Raw genomic sequence first — 20,750 nt, forward strand, 5'->3', positions numbered from 1 at the left:
GCCCCGGCCCCGGCCCCGGCCCCGGCCCCGGCCACGGTGATTCGGGGCCGGACGAACAACGCCTCCGAACCCACCGGCCGGTAACCCGCCGCCTGGAACGCCCGCAGACCGCGGGCGTTCCCCGCCGCCATCTGGGTCCACACCGGCTCGCCCCCGGCGAGCTGCCGCGCCGCCGTCACCAGCCGCCGCCCCGGGCCCCGCTGCCGAGCCCCCTCCGCCACCTCCACGGCGACCTCCAGCCGCCCGGCCACCCCGCGGCCCAGCACGAGCACCCCGCCGTCCGCCGCCCACACCCGCACCGCGTCGTGCCGCCGGCGGGCCGCCACCACCCGCGGATGCCCGGGGCCGGCGACCTCCGTCAGCGCGACCCCCGGCCGGCCCGGCAGCGGAGCGCCGGTCAGCAGCACGTCGATCGTGTCGGTCGTCCGCCCCGTGCGCTCCCCGAGGGCCGTCAGGAAGCGGGCGTTCATGCTCGCGGCGAGCGCGTCGCAGCCCGGCGGGGCCAGCGTCCCGCGCACCCACCCCTCGTCCTCGCCGGTGAAGACCACCGAGTGCGCCGTGAAGGTGATCACCCCGGCGTCCCGGGGACCGTGCTGCGGCACGACGGTCGTGCCGCCGTCCGCCGCCGGGAGGACGCCCCGCGCCGCCGCGTCCAGAATGTCCCGCAGGCTCTCCGCCACACCGCTCCTTGGGTCTCCGCCCGCTGGAAGGCCCAGACGCCCGGACACGACCGACGACGGCACCGGACCCACGACCACCGGACGCCGCCGGTGTCACCCGCCCGGAGCTGATCCGCACCCTGCGCGAACTGGGCCTCGGCCTGGACTCCGTACGCCGCGTCCTGGCCGGCGAGACGACGGTGGCGCGGGTCGCGGCGGCGCACGTGAGCGCCCTGGACGCCCGGATCGGCTCGCCGCGGGTGACCCGTGCGGTGCTGTCGACCGCGGCACGACGCGGCTCGACCGCCTGCGGGCGACCCCTTCGGTGACCGGGCGGCCCGCTGTCGCGAGGTGCCGGCCACCGGGCGGGGCGCGGGACCGCTGCCCGCGCTCCGGGAGGAGTCCGCATGGGTGGTCGCCGCGCTGGAGGCTCGGGCGGGCGGCTAGTCTGACCTGCGTCAGTAGCGTCCGTAGGACGAGCAGAGCACGACCGGTGCACGGAATGAGGGGCGGTTTCGGTGGCGGACATCGAGGAAGCACGCAAGCAGTTCGAGCGGATCGACACGGACGGTGACGGCTTCATCACCGCGGCCGAGTTCAAGACCGCGCTGGCCCAGGGCGGCGACTGGAACGTCACCGAGTCGGTGGCGGAGGCCGTGATCGCCGGACGCGACCTCAACGGCGACAAGCTGCTGTCGTTCGACGAGTTCTGGGCGCACCTCAACAAGTGACGACGCCGTGGGAAGGGGCGCCCGTCCGGTCACCCGGCGGGCGCCCCTTCCGCGTGCCCGGCGGAATAGCCCGTCCCCGCCCGCGGTTGGGGCTGATCACCTGCGCGGGGCCCCGGGCCAGCAGCCCGACACCCCGGTGTACGGCCTGCGCGCGGGCGTCGAGGACGTCACCAGGGCCCTGGCCCAGGCGTCCCCGCAACGCCCGGCGGCTTCCGGGGCCAGGCGTGCGCTAGGCGGCCTCGGCCCACTCCTTGAGCGCGGCCTTGCTGCCGAAGTCCGCCACGTTGGTGTCGACCGGGTCGTCGGTGTACTGGTGGAAGCGCCACGTGGCCTTGATCCGGGGCTTGCCCGCCGTCACGTAGTCGGCGATCCACAGGCCGTCGCCCGCGTAGGACGTGGTGTCCACGTTCAGCCAGAAGTGCCTGTTCGCGTAGAGGACGACCCGGTTGTCCGGCCGCAGCTCCTTCAGCTTCCGGATGAAGCGGTCCTTCTCGGAGTTGCTCGCGTGGGTGCCCTCGCTCGTCGTCTCCCAGTCGACGGCGAGGATGTCACCGGCGCGGTCGGGCGCCTTGGAGACGAAGTACTCGGCCTGGGCCGTGAGGTTGCCCGGCCACAGGAAGTGGTAGAAGCCGACGACGAGGCCGGCGTCGCGGGCCCGCTCCGTCTGGGCCGCGAGCTTGGGGTTGATGTAGGAACGGCCCTCCGTCGCCTTGACGAAGACGAAGGAGAGGCCGTCCGTGTCGTAGGTGGATGACTGGTACGCGCTGACGTCGATGCCGCGCAGCATGACGACTCCCCTCGGATGCCGGTGGGGCGCAAGTGCCCTGGGGGTGTGGGTAGTTGTTATGCCCGGGGAGCGGCGGCGGTACGCCGGGCGTGTGGGTGCTCGGCGTACGGCGGTGGTGAACGCCGGTCGGATCAGAGGGCGGAGGTGGTGACCACGGCCGCCGGGGCGTCCTCGCCGGCCGGCGCGGCCTCGCCCTCGTCCAGGGAGACGTCCTTGGTCTCCTTGCCGAGGAGCAGCGCGACCAGCGTCAGCACCGCCATCGCGGAGAGGTAGACGCCGACCAGCCACGGCGAGCCGTCACCGGCCTCCCACAGCGCCACCGCTATGAACGGGGCGACGGCCGCTCCGAGGATCGAGCTGACGTTGTACGAGATGCCGGAGCCGGTGTAGCGCACGCTCGTCGGGAACAGCTCCGGCAGCAGCGCGCCCATCGGGCCGAACGTCATGCCCATCAGGGTGAAGCCGAGCACCAGCCACAGCACCACGCCGAGCGTGCCCAGCTCGATCAGCGGCACCCAGACCAGACCGAAGACGACGATCGCGGCGGTGATCCAGACCAGGGTGGCCCGGCGTCCGTACCTGTCGGCGAGCGGCCCGGAGACCAGGGTGAACACGGCGAAGAAGAGCACGCCGAAGATCATCATGAGGACGAACGTGGTGTAGCTGTACCCCAGTCCGGGCACGGCGGCGTCCTTCGCGGTGCGCCCGTAGCTGAGCGAGAATGTGGTCATCAGGTAGAAGAGCACGTACGTCGCCAGCATGATGAACGTGCCGAGGACCAGCTGCTTCCAGTGGCCCTGGACCACGGTGGCCAGCGGCAGCTTCCGCACCTTCCCGGCCTCCCGGGTCTTGGCGAACACCGCCGACTCCACCAGCCGCGAGCGCACCCACAGGCCGATCGCGACCATCACCGCGGAGAACAGGAACGGGATGCGCCAGCCCCAGCTCGCGAAGGCTTCGGAGGGCTGGGTGGGGTCGGCGCCGGCCGTGGACGGCAGCAGCGCCCCGATGATCAGGAACAGGCCGTTGCCGATGATGAAGCCGAGCGGGGCGCCGAGCTGCGGGAAGGTCCCGTACAGGGCGCGCTTGCCGCGGGGGGCGTTCTCGGTCGCGACCAGCGCGGCCCCGCTCCACTCGCCGCCGAGCGCGAAGCCCTGCGCCAGCCGCATCAGCACGAGCAGGGCGGTGGCGACCCAGCCGGCCTGCGCGTAGGTGGGCAGCACACCGATCAGGAACGTGGCGATGCCCATGGTGAGGAGCGAGACCACCAGCGTCTTCTTTCGGCCGAGCCGGTCACCGAGGTGCCCGAAGAAGACGGCGCCGACCGGCCGGGCGACCATCGCGGCGCCGAAGACCGCGAAGGACGACAGCAGCGCCGTGGTGGGGTCGCTGCTCGGGAAGAAGAGCTTCGGGAAGACGAGGACGGCGGCGGTCGCGTAGATGTAGAAGTCGTAGAACTCGATCGTCGTGCCCATGAGGCTGGCGATGAGGACCCGGGACCGCGGATTGGCGGGTGCCGGGGCTGAACCGGTGGCTGGTGCGGGCATGGCTCGGTCTTTCACGTGCGACATGTGTGTGCGCTGCAACGATCTCAGGCGTCTTGCCTGACGGAAAGTCGTGGCCACCATGTGAGACGCGTGATCGCTCCCCGGGAGCCCTCAGCACTCGATGATGTTGACCGCCAGCCCGCCCCGCGCCGTCTCCTTGTACTTCACCGACATGTCCGCGCCGGTGTCCTTCATCGTCTTGATGACCTTGTCGAGCGACACCTTGTGGGACCCGTCGCCCCGCATCGCCATCCGCGCCGCCGTGACCGCCTTGACCGCGGCCATGCCGTTGCGCTCGATGCACGGGATCTGGACGAGGCCGCCGACCGGGTCGCAGGTCAGGCCGAGATTGTGCTCCATGCCGATCTCGGCCGCGTTCTCCACCTGCTCCGGCGTGCCGCCCAGCACCTCGGCCAGCGCGCCGGCCGCCATCGAGCAGGCGGAGCCGACCTCGCCCTGGCAGCCGACCTCGGCGCCGGAGATGGAGGCGTTCTCCTTGAACAGCATGCCGATCGCGCCGGCCGCGAGGAGGAAGCGGACGACGCCGTCCTCGTCGGCGCCGGGTACGAAGTTCATGTAGTAGTGCAGGACCGCCGGGATGATGCCCGCCGCGCCGTTCGTCGGGGCCGTGACGACCCGGCCGCCGGCCGCGTTCTCCTCGTTCACCGCCATGGCGTAGAGGGTGATCCACTCCATGGCCAGGGCCTGCGGGTCGCCCTCGGAGCGCAGCTTGCGCGCGGTGGTGGCGGCGCGGCGGCGGACCTTCAGGCCGCCGGGCAGGATGCCCTCGCGGGACATGCCGCGGTCCACGCAGGCCCGCATCACCCGCCAGATCTCCAGCAGACCCTCGCGGATCTCGTCCTCGTCGCGCCAGGCCCGCTCGTTCTCCAGCATGAGCGCGGAGATGGACAGGCCCGTCTCCCGGGCCAGCCGCAGCAGCTCGTCACCGGTGCGGAAGGGGTACTTCAGCACCGTGTCGTCGAGCACGATACGGTCCGCGCCCACCGCGTCCTCGTCGACGACGAAGCCGCCGCCGACCGAGTAGTACGTCTTCGAGAGCACCAGGGAGCCGGAGGCGTCGTACGCCCACAGCGTCATGCCGTTCGCGTGGTACGGGAGCGCCTTGCGGCGGTGCAGGACCATGTCGTCGTCGTAGGAGAAGGCGATCTCGTGCGCGCCGAGCAGGCGGAGGCGGCCCGACGTCCTGATCGTCTCGACGCGTTCGTCCGCCGTCTCCACGTCCACCGTGCGCGGGGAGTCGCCCTCCAGGCCGAGCAGCACCGCCTTGGGCGTGCCGTGGCCGTGGCCGGTGGCGCCGAGGGAGCCGTACAGCTCGGCGCGGACCGAGGCGACGGAGTCCAGCAGCTCCTCGTTGCGCAGCCGGCGGGCGAACATACGGGCGGCGCGCATCGGGCCGACCGTGTGGGAGCTGGACGGGCCGATGCCGATCGAGAACAGGTCGAAGACCGAGATGGCCACGGGGGGACTCCTCACAACGGGGGTGGTGCAGAGGGCGGTGCTCGTCGGAGAACGCCGTGCCTGCTTGTGGCGGGCACGGCGTCCCCTGACGAGCGGTGTGCTTACTTGTTCAGACCCGGGTACAGCGGGTGCTTGTCGGCCAGGGCCTTGACCCGGGCCTTCAGCGCCTCGGCGTCGTAGGACGGCTTCAGCGCCTCGGCGATCACGTCCGCCACCTCGGCGAAGTCCTCGGCGGTGAAGCCGCGGGTCGCCAGGGCCGGCGTACCGATGCGCAGACCGGACGTCACCATCGGCGGACGCGGGTCGTTCGGGACGGCGTTGCGGTTGACCGTGATGCCGACCTCGTGGAGGCGGTCCTCGGCCTGCTGCCCGTCCAGCTCCGAGTCGCGCAGGTCGACCAGGACCAGGTGGACGTCCGTGCCGCCGGTCAGGACGGACACGCCCGCCGCCTTCGCGTCGTCCTTCACCAGGCGCTCGGCGAGGATGCGGGCGCCTTCCAGCGTACGACGCTGGCGCTCCTTGAAGTCCTCGCTCGCGGCGACCTTGAAGGCGACGGCCTTGGCGGCGACCACGTGCTCCAGCGGACCACCCTGCTGACCGGGGAAGACGGCAGAGTTGATCTTCTTCGCCAGCTCGGCCGTGGAGAGGATCACCCCACCGCGCGGACCGCCCAGCGTCTTGTGCGTCGTGGTCGTCACCACGTGCGCGTGCGGGACCGGGTTCGGGTGCAGGCCCGCCGCGACCAGACCGGCGAAGTGCGCCATGTCGACCATCAGGTACGCGCCGACCTCGTCCGCGACCTTGCGGAACGCGGCGAAGTCCAGCTGCCGCGGGTACGCCGACCAGCCGGCCACGATCAGCTTCGGCTTGTTCTCCTGGGCGAGGCGCTCCACCTCGGCCATGTCGACCCGGCCGTCGTCACCGACGTGGTAGGCGACGACGTTGTAGAGCTTGCCGGAGAAGTTGATCTTCATGCCGTGGGTCAGGTGCCCGCCGTGGGCGAGGTTCAGACCCATGATCGTGTCGCCTGGCTTGAGAAGCGCGAACATCGCGGCGGCGTTGGCCTGGGCGCCCGAGTGCGGCTGCACGTTGGCGTGCTCGGCGCCGAAGAGCGCCTTGACGCGGTCGATGGCGATCTGCTCGATCACGTCGACGTGCTCGCAGCCGCCGTAGTAGCGGCGGCCGGGGTAGCCCTCGGCGTACTTGTTGGTGAGGACCGAGCCCTGCGCCTCCATGACCGCGACCGGGGCGAAGTTCTCGGAGGCGATCATCTCGAGGGTGGACTGCTGGCGGCCCAGCTCGGCGTCGACGGCGGCGGCGACGTCGGGGTCGAGCTCGTGCAGGGGGGTGTTCAGAAGCGACATGCGTCCGTGACTCCTCAGGCGCCGGCGAATTCGGTGTACTCGGCGGCGGAGAGCAGGTCGCCCGGCTCCTCGCTCACCCGTACCTTGAACAGCCAGCCGCCCTCGAAGGGCGCGGAGTTCACCAGCGACGGGTCGTTGACGACGTCCTCGTTGACCTCGGTGACCTCGCCGGAGACGGGGGAGTACAGGTCGGAGACCGACTTGGTCGACTCCAGTTCGCCGCAGGTCTCGCCCGCGGACACGGTGGCACCGACCTCGGGGAGCTGGACGAAGACGACGTCACCGAGCGCGTTCGCCGCGTGCTCCGTGATGCCGACCGTCGAGACGCCGTCCTCGGCGTCCGACAGCCACTCGTGCTCCTTGCTGTAGCGCAGCTGCTGGGGGTTGCTCATGGCCTGGATTCTCCTGTACGCGCGGGAGTGCTGGTGAACGGGGGAGTGCTGTAACCGCTGGTGAGCAGCGAGGACGGGCGGAACGGCAAGGGCTCCGCGACGCCCGGTGCCTACTTCTGGCGCTTGTAGAAGGGCAGCGCCACGACCTCGTACGGCTCGTGGGTGCCCCGGATGTCCACGCCGACCCCCGGCGTGCCCACGGCCGCGTGCGCCGCGTCGACGTACGCCATGGCGATCGGCCTGCCCAGCGTCGGGGACGGCGCGCCGGAGGTGACCTCGCCGACCACCTCGCCGCCGGCGACGACCGCGTACCCGGCGCGCGGGACCCGGCGGCCCTCGGCGACCAGGCCGACCAGGACGCGGGGAGGCGTGGCGGCGGCGCGCTCGGCGGCCTCGGCCAGCGCGGCGCGCCCCACGAAGTCGCCCTCCTTCTCGAACTTCACCACCCGGCCGAGCCCGGCGTCGAAGGGCGTCAGCTCCGTCGTCAGCTCGTGCCCGTACAGCGGCATGCCCGCCTCCAGGCGGAGCGTGTCCCGGCAGGACAGACCGCACGGGACCAGCCCGACGCCCTCGCCCGCCTCGGTCAGCGCCCGCCACAGCTCCACGGCGTGCTCGGGCCGCACGAACAGCTCGAAGCCGTCCTCGCCGGTGTAGCCGGTGCGCGCGATGAGCGCCGGGACGCCCGCGACCGTGCCGGGCAGGCCGGCGTAGTACTTCAGGCCGTCCAGGTCGGCGTCGGTGAGGCTCTTGAGGATCCCGGGGGACTCGGGGCCCTGCACGGCGAGCAGCGCGTAGGCGTCGCGGTCGTCGCGGACCTCGGCGTCGAAGCCGGCGGCGCGCTCGGTCAGCGCGTCCAGCACCACCTGGGCGTTGGAGGCGTTGGCGACGACCATGTAGTCGGTCTCGCCCAGCCGGTAGACGATCAGGTCGTCCAGGATGCCGCCGTCCTCGCGGCAGATCATGGTGTAGCGGGCCCGGCCCGGCTTCACGCTCCCGATGTTGCCGACCAGCGCGTGGTCGAGGAGGGCCGCGGCCTGCGGGCCGGTGACCGTGATCTCACCCATGTGCGAGAGGTCGAAGAGACCGGCCCGGGTGCGCACGGCGACGTGCTCGTCGCGCTCGGAGCCGTAGCGCAGGGGCATGTCCCAGCCGGCGAAGTCGGTCATCGTCGCGCCCAGCGCGCGGTGCGTGGCATCCAGCGCGGTACGGCGGAGTTCTGTACTGCTCATCGGTCGGTCGTCTCCCAGGGACAGGACGGGCGAGGTCGATCCTCCCCATCTGTCATCGGAACCTGAGAGGTTCGCCGTGACCACCGGAGCGCGGCGATCAGGACTTGCACCTTGGGTGGGGCAGCCGTCGAGCGGCGGCCCGCTTTTCAGATGTGCCTCGCCCGCGCGGTAACGGGGCCTGAGAGATTCAAGGGAGGGACTTGCTCCTTCGGCGCCCCGACGACAGCCGGGGACTCTCCCGCGCGGATTCAAACGGCCGGTATGCAGTTGGCGCCGCCACAGTAGCACCGCCGTTGTGACCGGCCTGTGGCACGAAGCGCACCAAAACGCGAGACCCGCGTATTACCTTCTCTTTACACTCGACGGGGATGGGAACTCGTGAACCGCCCCAGGGGAGGACGATCACGGTGAACAGGACCACGGCGTACGCCACCACCTCGGGTCTCGCGCTGCCGAAGCAGCCCGTGGTCCCGGCACCGGAAGCATGCGCCGCACCGACCGCATCCGTCGTCCGCGACCTGCGGGGCCGGGACGGCCGCAGCCCGCACGCCCTGCTCTTCGGCCCCCGCGACCTGGTGGTGATCACCGGCCTGCCCGGCAGCGGGAAGTCCACCCTGATGGAGCGGACCGTCCGCGGCCGACGCATCGACTCCCAGGACACCCGCGACCGCTGGGACCGCCGCATGCCGCGCTTCCTGCCGTACGCCCTGTACCGCCCCCTCGTCCGCATCGCCCACTACGCCGGACTGCGCCGCGCCCTGCGCTCCGGCGAGGGCGTCGTCGTACACGACTGCGGCACCCAGACGTGGGTGCGCCGCTGGCTGGCCCGCGAGGCCCGCCGCCGCGAGGCCACCCTGCACCTGCTGCTGCTCGACGTCGACCCCGGCGAGGCCCTGGCCGGCCAGCGCGAGCGCGGCCGGGGCGTCTCCCGGTACGCGTTCCTGCGGCACCGCACGGCCAACGCCCGCCTGCTGCGCTCCGTCACCGAGGGCACGCTGCCCGGCGGCTGCGCCTCGGCGGTCATCCTGGACCGGGTGGCGGCGGACACGCTGCGCCGGATCGCCTTCACGGGGTGACGGACCGTAGGGCCGCGGGGCCGAACGGGTTAGCCTTTCCAGCCACAGCAGTGGTACCAGTCAGGCGGTAGGCAGATGGACTTCCCGGCACAGGCGCACCCCCACCCGCACGGCGGATGGCCCGGCAACGAGCTGGAGGAGGTGCTGTCCGCCTCCCTCGGCGTGCCGGGCGCCGGTGGCCGGATCGTCGAGGTGCTCGGCCGCAGCTTCCTGTGGATACCGCTGCCGAACGGCGGCGGCCCGCACAGCGGCCCCCTCGACCTGCCCTCCCTGGAGATCGACGGCCAGGCCTACGTGCCGGTGTTCAGCTCCGAGGAACAGCTCCGCCAGGTCACCGGCCCCCACATGGCGTACACCATCGCCCCCGCCGCGGAGTTCGCCCGCGGCCTGCCCCCGCAGGTCGGCATCGCCGTGAACCCGGACGGCGTGGTCGGCATCCCGCTGCCGCCGCCGGCCGTCGCCGAGCTGTGCCGGGCCGGCCGCACCCCGCTGGACGGGCCCGCGTCCGGCGGCCGGGTCCGCCTCTTCGAGCCGGACTGGCGGGACGACCCGGTGGACTTCCTGGCCGCGGCCTCCGCCGAGTTCGCCGCCATCGGCGTGGTCCGCACCGCCCGTCGCTGCCTCGCCGCCGTGGAGACCGCCGATCCGGCCCTGTTCGTCGGCGTCGAACTCGCCCACTGGGAAGCCGACGCCCGCGCCCTCCCGCTGGACGCCCTGGGCCGAGCGCTCGCCAAGGCCCCCCTGAAGTGCCAGGTCAACCTGGTCCTCCTGGAGGCAGCCCAGGACCCGGTCTGCGACTGGATGCGGGCCAACGTCCGCCCCTTCTACGACCGGGACCTGTGACCGCCGCCGGGGCGGGGGTGCGCGAGGGGCGCGGGGCCGTGACCAGGTGGGTGGCGGACGGCTGACAGGGCGCGGACCGGGCCGGGGCGCGGGCGCCGCGGACTCGAAGCCCACCGACGGCGCCCGGCGCGCCGGCCCCAGCCGGAGCTGACGGGGGGAGCCCGGGCCGCGCGCGGCGGATGCGGCTTCCCGCGCGGGTCCCGGTCCGGCGGGCTCGCGGACCGCGGGACTCCGCCGCCCGGGCGAGAGCGGGGTCGACGCGGGACGACAGCACACCCCGAGCTCCTGGGCGCCTCCGGCCCGCGGAGCCTTAAGCTGGTTGCACATCCGGGACTTCTCGAAGGGGCGATACGCGTGAGCGCCAGCGGCACCACGACCGGGCAGGTCGAGCACATGCTGCGCCAGGTGACGCCCGGGCGCTACGACGCCTACGAGGCCCTCCTCCGCGCGCTCGCCACCCCCACCTCCGGCCAGGTCTGGATGCTGCTGTGGCACGGTCAGGCCGGCTCCCCGGACGCCCAGTACGGGAACATGGAGGTCGAGGGCTGCGGCTACGCGCCCTGCGTCACCTCCGCCCAGGAGCTGTCCGTCAGTGGCTGGAACCGGTCGTACGAGGTGGTCGACGGCCTCGAAGTGGCCCGCGCCCTCTACCCCGAGCACTACGGCCTCTGGCTCAACCCGCACGCCCCCGGCGGCGGCGTCGGCATCCCCTGGCTGGATCTGCGCCGCATCGCCTCCGGCCTGGACCGCCAGCCCGCCGGACCCCTGCGCCTGTCCGAACCGGCCATCGAGATCCCCCAGTTCTACGCCCTGCTCGCGCAGAACGCCCACCGCACCCCGGCGGTCCGTTCGCTGCGCCGGGCCTGGGTCCAGCCGGCGCTGGGGGCGCCGTATCTCGCCATCGGTCTCGACGTGTACGACACGTCCCCGCCGGCCGTCGACGCGGTGCGCGCGATGATGCAGCAGTCCGTCGGCGCGGTGCCGGACGGGCTGCCGGTGTCGACGGTGGCGATGACCGACACGCACGACCCGGTCGCCATGTGGCTGCGTGCCCACGCCCGCCCCTTCTACGACCGCCAGGCCCACGCGGCCGCCCCCGCGCAGGCACCCGCGGGTGGGTACGGATACCCTCCGGCCCAAGGCCGGTTCTGACCGTCGCGACATCCGTGCCGGCACCGGTGGCCGGACATCTCCGCGCGTAGAGGTGGGCGTAAGGCCCCACCGAGTCCTCGATGTCCAACTCGTCCGTGTCCGGCCCTCGTTACCCAGTGTCCGGATAACGGAACACCTCAAACAGCATCACGGTTGCGCATCCTTTCCCCTTCAACTCTGGCTACGGATCGCCAAAGCGTTGAAGACTCCCGCAACAAGGGGTGGAATGTTCGCCCCTGTGTACGACGGACTGATCACGCCGCTACAGCGGCAAGTGCGGGCCGGCTACCGCCGGTTGAGAGGGGTCCCTGCCAGATGACGGCACCATTGCACGAGCCGACCGCGGAAGCGGCCCCGAGTGCGGCCGAGGAAGCGGCGGTTGCCGGCGCCGAGACCAAGGCGGTACAGGGGCGTTCCCTGGGCCGGATCGCCTGGGAGCGCCTGAAACGGGACAAGCTCGCCCTGACGGGCGGCGTCGTGGTGCTCTTCCTCATCGTGGTCGCGCTGCTCGCGCCCGTGATCACCAGCCTGGTCGGGCAGGATCCCGAGGTGCACCACGAGGACCTGATCGATCCGCTGTTCGGCACCCCCAAGGGGTCCCTGGGCGGCATCAGCGGCGAGCACTGGCTGGGCGTCGAGCCCGTCAACGGCCGTGACATCTTCGCCCGTATCGTCTACGGCGCCCGGATCTCGCTGCTGGTCGGCTTCCTGTCCGCGATCGTCGCCGTGGTCATCGGTACCGTGCTGGGCATCCTGGCCGGCTTCTTCGGCGGCTGGGTCGACTCCCTCATCAGCCGGATCATGGACGGTCTGCTGGCCTTCCCGCAGCTGCTGTTCATCATCGCGCTGGTCTCCGTCATGCCGAACGAGATGCTCGGACTCACCGGCACGGGCGTGCGCCTGTTCGTGATGATCCTGGTCATCGGCTTCTTCGGCTGGCCGTACATCGGCCGCGTGGTACGCGGTCAGACACTCTCGATGCGCGAACGGGAATACGTCGAGGCGGCCCGCTCGCTGGGCGCCGGGCGGCTCTACATCCTGTTCAAGGAACTGCTGCCCAACCTGGTCGCGCCGATCATCGTCTACACGACGATGATGATCCCCACCAACATCCTCACCGAGGCGGCACTCAGCTTCCTGGGCGTGGGCGTCAAGCCTCCCACGGCCTCCTGGGGCCAGATGCTCTCGAGCGCGGTCGACTACTACGACTCGGACCCCATGTACATGGTGGTCCCGGGCGTGGCGATCTTCATCACCGTTCTTGCCTTCAACCTCTTCGGTGACGGCGTCCGCGACGCGCTGGACCCGAAGGGCTCCCGCTGACCTGCCGTACCGCAAAGCGACCCGTGGCTCCTGCACGGGGTCTCTCATCTAATCCGGAGGATCCGAGATCGTGACTACCCAACGCACCTCAGGGCGGCGCAAGCAGGCTTTGGCCGCTGCCGCAGTGGTCGCCGCGCTGCTGACCACGGCGGCGTGCGGCGGCGGTGACAGCGACGGCGGGGGATCGAAGAACGGCGCGGCCGGCTTCGACGCCGCGAACAACAAGGTCGCCCAGGCCGACCAGGCCAAGAAGGGCGGCGAGCTGAAGTTCGCCAGCGCCCAGGACGCCGACTCGTGGGACACCACGCGTGGCTACTACGGCTTCATGTGGAACTTCTCCCGCTACTACTCCCGCCAGCTCGTCACGAACGCCACCGAGCCGGGCAAGGCCGGCGCCGGCGTGACCCCGGACCTCGCGACCGGGCTCGCCAAGGTCTCGGACGACGGCAAGACCTACACGTACACCCTGCGTGACGGCATCACCTGGGAGGACGGCAAGCCGATCACCTCCAAGGACATCAAGTACGGCATCGAGCGGGTCTGGGCGCAGGACGTGCTGTCCGGCGGTCCGACGTACCTCAAGGAGGTGCTCGACCCCGAGGGCAAGTACCAGGGCCCGTACAAGGACAAGTCCGCGGACAAGCTGGGTCTGCAGGCGATCGAGACGCCGGACGACAAGACCATCATCTTCAAGCTGCCGAAGGCCAACTCGGACTTCGAGGAGATGCTGGCGCTCACCTCGGCCTCCCCGGTCCGCCAGGACAAGGACACCAAGTCCAAGTACGGTCTGAAGCCGTTCTCCTCGGGCCCGTACAAGTTCCAGTCGTACAGCCCGGGCAAGGACCTCGTGCTGGTCCGCAACACCGAGTGGAAGCAGGCCTCGGACCCGGTCCGCAAGGCGTACCCGGACAAGATCTCCATCAAGTTCTTCTCCAACGCCAACGACCTGGACGCCCGCCTCATCGCCGGTGACTACGACCTGGACCTGGCGCAGACCGGTCTGTCGCCGCAGGGCCGCACCACCGCCCTGAAGAAGCACCAGGGCAACCTGGACAACCCGGTCTCCGGCTACATCCGCTACGCGGTGTTCCCGCAGAGCGTGAAGCCCTTCGACAACATCCACTGCCGCAAGGCCGTGCTCTACGGGGCCGACCACGTGTCGCTCCAGACCGCGCGCGGTGGCCCGAAGGCGGGTGGCGACATCGGCACCAACATGCTGCCGCCGGCCGTCCCGGGCTCCGAGGGCCAGAAGTACGACCCGTACGAGATGGCCGGTGCCAACAAGAACGGCAACGTCGCCAAGGCCAAGGAAGAGCTGAAGGCCTGCGGCAAGCCCGACGGCTTCAAGACCACCATCGCGGTCCGCAACAACAAGCCGGTCGAGGTGGCCACCGCCGAGTCGCTCCAGGCGTCCCTGAAGAAGGTCGGCATCACCGTCGACATCGACCAGTACGACGGTGCGCAGACCCCCGGCATCATCGGCAGCCCCTCGAACGTGCAGAAGAAGGGCTACGGCATCATCATCATGGGCTGGGGCCCGGACTTCCCGTCCGTCCAGGGCTACGGTCTGCCGCTGTGGCACAGCGACTACATCCTCGACAGCGGCAACAACAACTACGCCCTGATCAAGGACAAGTCGATCGACGGTCTGTTCGCGGACTACGTCAACACGCTCGACGACGCCGGCAAGGCCAAGATCGCCATGGAGATCAACCACAAGGTCATGGAAGGCGGCTACTACCTGCCCTTCGTCTTCGAGAAGTTCATCAACTGGCGCTCCAGCCGACTGGCGAACGTGTACACCACCGACGGCTACAGCGGTATGTACGACTTCGTCAACCTCGGCCTGAAGTCCTCGAAGTAACCGGTCACCCGCCGTACGGCACGAAAGGCAGGTGAAGGCCGGCGCGGCGTGACCGCGGGCCACCGGACGACCTCCGGTGGCCCGCGGTCCGCAGCGGGCCGTTAGCTGTGCTCGCTTACCTCATCAGGCGGTTGTTCGCCGCCGCTGTGATGCTCGTGGTCATCGTCATGGTGGTCTTCAGCATCTTCTTCCTGATCCCCAAGTGGGCAGGCGTCGACATCGCCGCGAGCTTCGTGGGCAAGCAGGCCGACCCCGCCGCGGTGAAGGCCGTGGGGGAGAAGCTGGGTCTCAACGACCCGATCTACGCCCAGGTCTGGGAGTTCTTCCGCGGCATCTTCATGGGCCGTACCTACTCGGGCGGCGGCGACGTCACGGAGTGTTCCGCCCCGTGCTTCGGCTACTCCTTCCGTAGTGAGCAGGCCATCTGGCCGGTGCTGACCGACCGCTTCCCGGTGACCCTGGGTCTCGCGCTCGGCGCCGCCGTCCTGTGGCTCATCTTCGGTCTGGCCGCGGGTGTGCTCTCGGCGCTCAAGCGGGGCACCCTGTGGGACCGCGGCGCGATGATCGTCGCCCTGGCGGGTGTCTCCCTCCCCATCTACTTCACCGGTCTGCTCAGCCTGGCGGTCTTCTCCTACGGACTGGGCTGGCTCGACGCGCAGTACGTGCCGCTGGAGGAGAGCTTCACCGGCTGGCTCGGCGGCATGCTCCTGCCGTGGATCACGCTGGCGTTCCTGTACGCGGCGATGTACGCCCGTATCACCCGTGCGACCATGATGGAGATCCTCGGCGAGGACTACATCCGCACCGCCCGGGCCAAGGGACTGAAGGAAGGCGTCGTCATCCGCAAGCACGCCATGCGCTCGACGATGACGCCCATCCTGACGATGCTGGGCATGGACCTGGGTGCCCTCATCGGCGGCGCGATCCTGACCGAGACCACGTTCAGCCTTCCCGGCCTCGGCCAGGCCGTGCTCAACGCGATCAAGAACCAGGACCTGCCCGTCATCCTGGGCGTCACCCTGATCACTTCTCTCGCGGTGCTGCTCGCCAACCTCGTGGTGGACATCCTGTACGCCGTGATCGACCCCCGAGTGAGGCTCACATGACCGAACTCAGCAAGAGCGGAGCAGCCGTGGGTGAGCCCACCGGCACCTCGCCCGCGCCGAGCGCCTTCCTGGAAGTACGCGACCTGAAGGTCCACTTCCCGACCGACGACGGCCTGGTCAAGTCCGTCGACGGGCTCACCTTCCAGCTGGAGAAGGGCAAGACGCTCGGCATCGTGGGCGAGTCCGGCTCCGGCAAGTCGGTGACCTCGCTCGGCATCATGGGCCTGCACACCGCCGGCCAGTACGGCAAGCGCAAGGCGCAGATCTCGGGCGAGATCTGGCTGGACGGCACCGAGCTGCTGTCCGCCGACCCGGACCACGTGCGCAAGCTGCGCGGGCAGCAGATGGCGATGATCTTCCAGGACCCGCTGTCCGCGCTGCACCCGTACTACACGATCGGCCAGCAGATCGTGGAGGCGTACCGCATCCACCACGACGTGGACAAGAAGACCGCCAAGCGCCGTGCCGTGGAGATGCTCGACCGGGTCGGCATCCCGCAGCCGGACAAGCGGGTGGACAACTACCCGCACGAGTTCTCCGGCGGTATGCGCCAGCGCGCGATGATCGCGATGTCGCTGGTCAACAACCCCGAGCTGCTCATCGCGGACGAGCCGACCACCGCCCTGGACGTGACCGTCCAGGCGCAGATCCTCGACCTGATCCGGGACCTGCAGACGGAGTTCGGCTCCGCGGTCATCATCATCACCCACGACCTGGGCGTCGTCGCCGAGCTCGCCGACGACCTCCTGGTGATGTACGGCGGCCGCTGCGTCGAGCGCGGTCCGGCGGAGAAGGTGTTCTACGAGCCCCGGCACCCCTACACCTGGGGCCTGCTCGGCTCGATGCCGCGGCTCGACCGCGACCAGCAGGAACGCCTCATCCCGGTCAAGGGCTCCCCGCCCTCCCTCATCAACCTGCCGTCCGGCTGCGCCTTCAACCCGCGCTGCCCGTACGCCGACGTGCCCAAGGACGACATCACCCGCACGGTCCGCCCCGAGCTGACCGAGGTCGGCAGCAAGCACTGGGCCGCCTGCCACATGTCGCAGGAGCAGCGGGAGCGTATCTGGACCGAAGAGATTGCGCCGAAGCTGTGAGCGACAACAGCGCGAAAGCCAAGGACGAAAAAGCCAAGGACGAAGCAGTGGCCATCCCGGCACAGAGCAGCGGTGCTGCGACCCTCACCAAGGACGCCGCACCCGGCGAGACCCTGCTGAAGGTGACCGGGCTGCAGAAGCACTTCCCGATCAAGAAGGGCCTGCTGCAGCGCCAGGTCGGCGCCGTGCGCGCCGTCGACGGCCTCGACTTCGAGGTCCGGGCCGGGGAGACCCTCGGTGTCGTGGGCGAGTCGGGCTGCGGCAAGTCGACCATGGGCCGGCTGATCACCCGGCTGCTGGAGCCGACGGCCGGCACGATCGAGTTCGAGGGCAAGGACATCACCCACCTCGGGGTCGGCGGAATGCGTCCGCTGCGCCGCGACGTGCAGATGATCTTCCAGGACCCGTACTCGTCGCTGAACCCGCGCCACACCATCGGCACGATCATCAGCGCCCCCTTCAAGCTCCAGGGCGTCGAGCCCGAGGGCGGGGTCAAGAAGGAGGTGCAGCGGCTGCTGTCGGTGGTCGGTCTCAACCCCGAGCACTACAACCGCTATCCGCACGAGTTCTCCGGCGGCCAGCGCCAGCGCATCGGCATCGCCCGCGCGCTCGCGCTGAACCCCAAGCTGGTCGTGGCCGACGAGCCGGTCTCCGCGCTCGACGTGTCGATCCAGGCCCAGGTCGTCAACCTGCTCGACGACCTCCAGCAGGAGCTGGGCCTGACGTACGTGATCATCGCGCACGACCTGTCCGTCGTCCGGCACGTCTCGGACCGGATCGCGGTGATGTACCTCGGCAAGATCGTGGAGCTGGCCGACCGCGAGCTGCTCTACAAGTCGCCGATGCACCCGTACACCAAGGCGCTGATGTCGGCGGTGCCGATCCCGGACCCGGCGCGCAAGTCCGCCAAGAGCGAGCGCATCCTGCTCAAGGGCGACGTGCCCTCGCCGATCTCCCCGCCGAGCGGGTGCCGCTTCCACACGCGGTGCTGGAAGGCGACGGAGATCTGCAAGACGACCGAGCCGCCGCTGAAGGAGCTGCGGCCCGGCCAGCAGGTGGCCTGCCACCACCCGGAGAACTTCGCGGACCAGGCCCCGCAGGACGTCGTCCTGCTGACCGACGCCAAGGAGGCGGCGGAGCTGGTCTCGGAGGAGGCGCTGGCCGAGTCGGCGGCGACCTCGGCGGCGTTGGCCGCGGAGGCCGAGACCGAGGCCGAGGGTTCGGAAGGCGCGACGGACGGCGACGAGCCGGGCGCCGCGGACAGCGAGGGCGGGGACAAGCCCGCCGCCGAGGGTGCCGACGAGCCGGCCGACGAGGGCGCCGACGAGGGCGCCGACGAGCCGGCCGCCGGGGGCGGCGACGACGAGTCCCCCGCCAAGGACACCGACGAGAAGCCTTCCGCCAAGGAGAAGTGACCTCGTCCTGCCAGTGAGCCCCCGCCTTCGTTTGTAAGGCGGGGGCTCACTGACAGGCGAGAATGGCGGGGTGTACGAGCAACTCTTCACCCCCACCGTCCAGCACACGCTCGATCTGATCGGCATCTTCGTCTTCGCCATCTCCGGCGCGCTGCTGGCCGTGCGCAAGAACTTCGACGTGTTCGGCATCGCCGTCCTCGCCGAGGTCACCGCGCTGGGCGGCGGGCTGTTCCGTGACTTGATCATCGGGGCGGTGCCGCCCGCGGCGTTCACGGACCTGGGGTACTTCGTCACGCCGCTGCTCGCCACCGTGCTCGTCTTCTTCCTCCATCCGCACGTCGAACGCCTCCAGACCGGCGTGAACGTCTTCGACGCGGCCGGCCTCGGCCTGTTCTGCGTCGCCGGCACGACGAAGGCGTACGACTACGGACTCGGCCTGACCGCCTCCGCCTGCCTGGGCCTGGCCACCGCGGTGGGCGGCGGCGTGCTGCGGGACGTGCTCGCCAACGAGGTGCCCTCGCTGCTGCGCTGGGACCGGGACCTGTACGCCGTCCCGGCCATCGTCGGCTCCGCGACGGTCGCCCTGTGCATCCGCTACGAGGCCCTCACCCCGGTCACCAGCGGGCTCGCGGTGGTCACGGCCTTCGTCCTGCGCCTGCTGGCCATGCGCTTCCACTGGCGGGCGCCGCGCGCGTGGAACCGCCGGTCGACCGTGGTGGAGGGCGAGTGAGACGGGAGGGGCCCGTCCCGGGGGCTTCGCGCACGTCGGAACCCACAGAAAAGCTACCGCTTAGTATTCTCCTGCTGTAGCGTGCAGCCATGCCAGAAGCAGCCTCCGCACCGGCCACGCGGGCCACCATCGGCGACAGCGAGTTCGACCGGGACACCGCCGTCACCCGGCGCGCCCCGGGCGTCTACGACATCGACCTCTCCGCCGGCTGGACGATCACCAACGCCCTCAACGGCGGCTACCTGCTGGCCGTCCTGGGCCGCGCCCTCGGGGACGCCCTCGCGCACCCCGACCCGTTCACCATATCGGCCCACTACCTCACCGCCTCCCGGCCGGGCCCGGCGGTCGTGCGCACCGAGACCGTCCGCGCCGGGCGCACCCTCTCCACCGGCCAGGCCTCCCTCTTCCAGTACGACGACCAGGGCAACGAGGTGGAGCGCATCCGCGTGCTCGCCTCCTACGGCGACCTCGACGCGCTGCCCGACGACGTCCGCACCTCGGCGAAGCCGCCGGCGATCCCGCCGATGGACCAGTGCTTCGGCCCTCAGGACGCCCCCGCCCCCGCGGACGGCCTCTCGGCCATCGCCGGCCGGCTGAAGCTCGGGCTGGACCCGGCCACGCTCGGCTGGGCACTCGGCCGGCCCTCGGGCAAGGGCGAGATGCGGGCCTGGTTCGGGCTCGCCGACGGCCGCGACGCCGACCCCTTGTCGGTACTCCTCGCGGTGGACGCGCTGCCCCCGACCGCCTTCGAGCTCGGACTGAAGGGCTGGGTGCCGACGGTCGAGCTGACCGTGCACGTACGGTGCCGCCCCGCTCCGGGGCCGCTGCGCGTCTCCCTCACCACCCGCAACCTCGCCGGCGGCTTCCTGGAGGAGGACGCCGAGGTCTGGGACAGCGCCGACCGTCTGGTGGCCCAGTCCCGCCAGCTGGCCCGGGTCCGGCTCGGCTGACCGCCGGCTCGCGGGGCAGGCTGGTGCGGTGAAGTCCGACCGCCTGCTGTCCATCCTGCTGCTCCTGCAGACCCGCGGCCGCGTCCCCGCGCGCGAGCTCGCCGAGCGGCTGGAGGTGTCCGTCCGCACCGTCTACCGGGACGTCGAGGCCCTGTCCGCGTCCGGCGTCCCCGTGTACGCCGAACGCGGACGGCACGGCGGCATCGAACTGCTCGCCGGGTTCCGCACCGACGTCACCGGGCTGACCGCCGACGAGTCGCGCGCCCTCTTCGTGCTGGCGGCGCGCGGCGCGCACGCCGCCCTCGGCCTGGACGCGGCCCTCGGCTCGGCGCTGCGCAAGGTGATGGCGGCGCTCCCCGAGCCCCACCGGCCGGCCGCCGAGACGGCCTCCCGCCGCATCCTCGTCGACGCCACCCGCTGGAAGGGCGGTCCGGGGGTCGCCGCCGACCTGGACGCGCTGCGGGACGCCGTGTTCGCCGACCGGCGGCTGCGCCTGCGCTACCGGCACAGCGGCGAGCGGGAGATCCGGACGTACACCGTCGACCCGTACGGCCTCGTCGCCAAGGCGGGCGTCTGGTACCTCGTCGCCGACCGGCGCGGCCGGCCCCGCCTCTTCCGTGCCGACCGGGTGCGCGCGGCGACCGTACTGGACGACCCCGTACGGCGCCGGCCGGGGGTCGAACTCGCCGACGCCTGGGAGGTGGTGCGCCGCGAGGTCGAGGAACGCCCCCGTGGACTCGACGTCACCGTCCGCGTCCGCCCCGACCGCCTCGACATGTTCCTGCGCCTCAACGCCGGGTACCTGGCCGCCCCGCCCGACGGCGTTCCCGCGGGCGGGCCGGGTGAGTCGGGCAGGGCCGGCGTGGACGGCGGCGGGGCCGGCGAGGGCAGTGGGGTGGGCGCGGACGGCGGGGTCGGCGAGGCGGGCGAGGGCAGTGGGGTGGGGGCGCGCGGCGAGGTTGGTGTGAGCGGCGAGGTGGGGGTGGCCGGAGGGGGCGGCGTGGACGGC

At 71.2% G+C, this 20,750-nt stretch carries 19 protein-coding genes, 2 pseudogenes and 1 riboswitch; of the genes and pseudogenes, 14 read left to right on the forward strand and 7 right to left on the reverse strand.

The genetic code is table 11. From position 1 onward, the window contains the following. Positions 1-680, reverse strand: a 680-nt coding sequence (locus tag KUM32_RS23275; protein ID WP_217143882.1) for a GNAT family N-acetyltransferase, incomplete at its 3' end; no start/stop codon positions are given. An 80-nt stretch (positions 681-760) separates the two neighbouring features. Here KUM32_RS23275 and KUM32_RS23280 point away from each other — a divergent pair. The 3 genes and pseudogenes from KUM32_RS23280 to KUM32_RS43705 form a co-directional block, all read left to right on the forward strand. Beyond that, positions 761-967 (forward strand): annotated as a pseudogene (locus KUM32_RS23280) (MerR family transcriptional regulator); the annotation flags it as partial. A gap of 210 nt (positions 968-1,177) precedes the next feature. Continuing rightward, on the forward strand, positions 1,178-1,390 hold the full coding sequence (locus KUM32_RS23285; protein WP_217143883.1) for an EF-hand domain-containing protein: 213 nt from the start codon (positions 1,178-1,180) through the stop codon (positions 1,388-1,390). Between the two features lie 118 nt (positions 1,391-1,508). Then, positions 1,509-1,598 (forward strand): annotated as a pseudogene (locus KUM32_RS43705) (NADP oxidoreductase); the annotation flags it as partial. A 21-nt stretch (positions 1,599-1,619) separates the two neighbouring features. Here KUM32_RS43705 and KUM32_RS23290 read toward each other — a convergent pair. The 6 genes from KUM32_RS23290 to gcvT all read right to left on the reverse strand — a co-directional run bounded on the left by KUM32_RS23290 (position 1,620) and on the right by gcvT (position 8,188). Beyond that, positions 1,620-2,177 carry a glycoside hydrolase family 25 protein gene (locus tag KUM32_RS23290; protein ID WP_217143884.1) on the reverse strand — a complete coding sequence of 186 codons (558 nt, stop codon included), beginning with the start codon at positions 2,175-2,177 and terminating at the stop codon, positions 1,620-1,622. A 131-nt stretch (positions 2,178-2,308) separates the two neighbouring features. Continuing rightward, entirely contained in the window at positions 2,309-3,724 is a 1,416-nt protein-coding gene (locus KUM32_RS23295; RefSeq protein ID WP_217143885.1) for an MFS transporter, read from the reverse strand. Positions 3,725-3,835: 111 nt separating this feature from the next. Further along, on the reverse strand, positions 3,836-5,203 hold the full coding sequence (locus tag KUM32_RS23300) for an L-serine ammonia-lyase (RefSeq protein WP_217143886.1): 1,368 nt from the start codon (positions 5,201-5,203) through the stop codon (positions 3,836-3,838). A 101-nt stretch (positions 5,204-5,304) separates the two neighbouring features. After that, the gene (gene glyA, locus KUM32_RS23305) at positions 5,305-6,567 is read right to left on the reverse strand and encodes a serine hydroxymethyltransferase (protein WP_217143887.1); all 1,263 of its coding nucleotides are present in this window, start codon (positions 6,565-6,567) and stop codon (positions 5,305-5,307) included. 14 nt (positions 6,568-6,581) lie between these two features. Continuing rightward, on the reverse strand, positions 6,582-6,959 hold the full coding sequence (gcvH, locus tag KUM32_RS23310; RefSeq protein WP_217143888.1) for a glycine cleavage system protein GcvH: 378 nt from the start codon (positions 6,957-6,959) through the stop codon (positions 6,582-6,584). 110 nt (positions 6,960-7,069) lie between these two features. Beyond that, on the reverse strand, positions 7,070-8,188 hold the full coding sequence (gene gcvT, locus KUM32_RS23315) for a glycine cleavage system aminomethyltransferase GcvT (RefSeq protein WP_217143889.1): 1,119 nt from the start codon (positions 8,186-8,188) through the stop codon (positions 7,070-7,072). Between the two features lie 156 nt (positions 8,189-8,344). Further along, a riboswitch (glycine riboswitch) is annotated at positions 8,345-8,439 on the reverse strand. 156 nt (positions 8,440-8,595) lie between these two features. Between gcvT and KUM32_RS23320 the strand changes: the two genes are divergently transcribed. The 11 genes from KUM32_RS23320 to KUM32_RS23370 form a co-directional block, all read left to right on the forward strand. Then, a complete protein-coding gene (locus KUM32_RS23320; protein ID WP_217143890.1) occupies positions 8,596-9,264 on the forward strand; it encodes an AAA family ATPase in 669 nt (222 codons plus the stop codon). 75 nt (positions 9,265-9,339) lie between these two features. Further along, positions 9,340-10,107 carry an enhanced serine sensitivity protein SseB gene (locus KUM32_RS23325; protein WP_217143891.1) on the forward strand — a complete coding sequence of 256 codons (768 nt, stop codon included), beginning with the start codon at positions 9,340-9,342 and terminating at the stop codon, positions 10,105-10,107. A 354-nt stretch (positions 10,108-10,461) separates the two neighbouring features. Beyond that, positions 10,462-11,259 carry an enhanced serine sensitivity protein SseB C-terminal domain-containing protein gene (locus KUM32_RS23330; RefSeq protein ID WP_217143892.1) on the forward strand — a complete coding sequence of 266 codons (798 nt, stop codon included), beginning with the start codon at positions 10,462-10,464 and terminating at the stop codon, positions 11,257-11,259. Between the two features lie 315 nt (positions 11,260-11,574). Further along, positions 11,575-12,582, forward strand: a complete 1,008-nt coding sequence (locus KUM32_RS23335; protein ID WP_217143893.1) for an ABC transporter permease — start codon at positions 11,575-11,577, stop codon at positions 12,580-12,582. Between the two features lie 70 nt (positions 12,583-12,652). Continuing rightward, positions 12,653-14,446: an ABC transporter substrate-binding protein gene (locus KUM32_RS23340; protein WP_217143894.1), complete on the forward strand. Its 1,794-nt coding sequence runs from the start codon at positions 12,653-12,655 to the stop codon at positions 14,444-14,446. Between the two features lie 107 nt (positions 14,447-14,553). Continuing rightward, positions 14,554-15,552, forward strand: a complete 999-nt coding sequence (locus KUM32_RS23345) for an ABC transporter permease (protein WP_217143895.1) — start codon at positions 14,554-14,556, stop codon at positions 15,550-15,552. Next, on the forward strand, positions 15,549-16,646 hold the full coding sequence (locus KUM32_RS23350; RefSeq protein WP_217143896.1) for an ABC transporter ATP-binding protein: 1,098 nt from the start codon (positions 15,549-15,551) through the stop codon (positions 16,644-16,646). The genes KUM32_RS23345 and KUM32_RS23350 overlap by 4 nt, the downstream gene beginning before the upstream one ends. A 47-nt stretch (positions 16,647-16,693) precedes the next feature. Further along, positions 16,694-18,061: a dipeptide ABC transporter ATP-binding protein gene (locus KUM32_RS23355; protein ID WP_217143899.1), complete on the forward strand. Its 1,368-nt coding sequence runs from the start codon at positions 16,694-16,696 to the stop codon at positions 18,059-18,061. 70 nt (positions 18,062-18,131) lie between these two features. Continuing rightward, complete coding sequence (locus KUM32_RS23360) at positions 18,132-18,791, forward strand: trimeric intracellular cation channel family protein (protein WP_217143897.1); 660 nt, start codon at positions 18,132-18,134, stop codon at positions 18,789-18,791. A gap of 89 nt (positions 18,792-18,880) precedes the next feature. Then, the gene (locus KUM32_RS23365) at positions 18,881-19,741 is read left to right on the forward strand and encodes a thioesterase family protein (RefSeq protein WP_217143898.1); all 861 of its coding nucleotides are present in this window, start codon (positions 18,881-18,883) and stop codon (positions 19,739-19,741) included. A gap of 28 nt (positions 19,742-19,769) precedes the next feature. Next, positions 19,770-20,750, forward strand: a 981-nt coding sequence (locus KUM32_RS23370; RefSeq protein WP_308408704.1) for a YafY family protein, incomplete at its 3' end; no start/stop codon positions are given.

This window comes from Streptomyces sp. AC627_RSS907 (assembly GCF_019049165.1).

Excerpts from the sequence above, each read along its gene's own strand:
- KUM32_RS23290 (WP_217143884.1), bottom strand. The coding sequence starts at position 2,177 with ATGCTGCGCGGCATCGACGTCAGCGCGTACCAGTCATCCACCTACGAC.
- KUM32_RS23295 (WP_217143885.1), bottom strand. The coding sequence starts at position 3,724 with ATGCCCGCACCAGCCACCGGTTCAGCCCCGGCACCCGCCAATCCGCGG.
- glyA (WP_217143887.1), bottom strand. The coding sequence starts at position 6,567 with ATGTCGCTTCTGAACACCCCCCTGCACGAGCTCGACCCCGACGTCGCC.
- gcvH (WP_217143888.1), bottom strand. The coding sequence starts at position 6,959 with ATGAGCAACCCCCAGCAGCTGCGCTACAGCAAGGAGCACGAGTGGCTG.
- gcvT (WP_217143889.1), bottom strand. The coding sequence starts at position 8,188 with ATGAGCAGTACAGAACTCCGCCGTACCGCGCTGGATGCCACGCACCGC.
- KUM32_RS23325 (WP_217143891.1), top strand. The coding sequence starts at position 9,340 with ATGGACTTCCCGGCACAGGCGCACCCCCACCCGCACGGCGGATGGCCC.
- KUM32_RS23335 (WP_217143893.1), top strand. The coding sequence starts at position 11,575 with ATGACGGCACCATTGCACGAGCCGACCGCGGAAGCGGCCCCGAGTGCG.
- KUM32_RS23350 (WP_217143896.1), top strand. The coding sequence starts at position 15,549 with ATGACCGAACTCAGCAAGAGCGGAGCAGCCGTGGGTGAGCCCACCGGC.
- KUM32_RS23365 (WP_217143898.1), top strand. The coding sequence starts at position 18,881 with ATGCCAGAAGCAGCCTCCGCACCGGCCACGCGGGCCACCATCGGCGAC.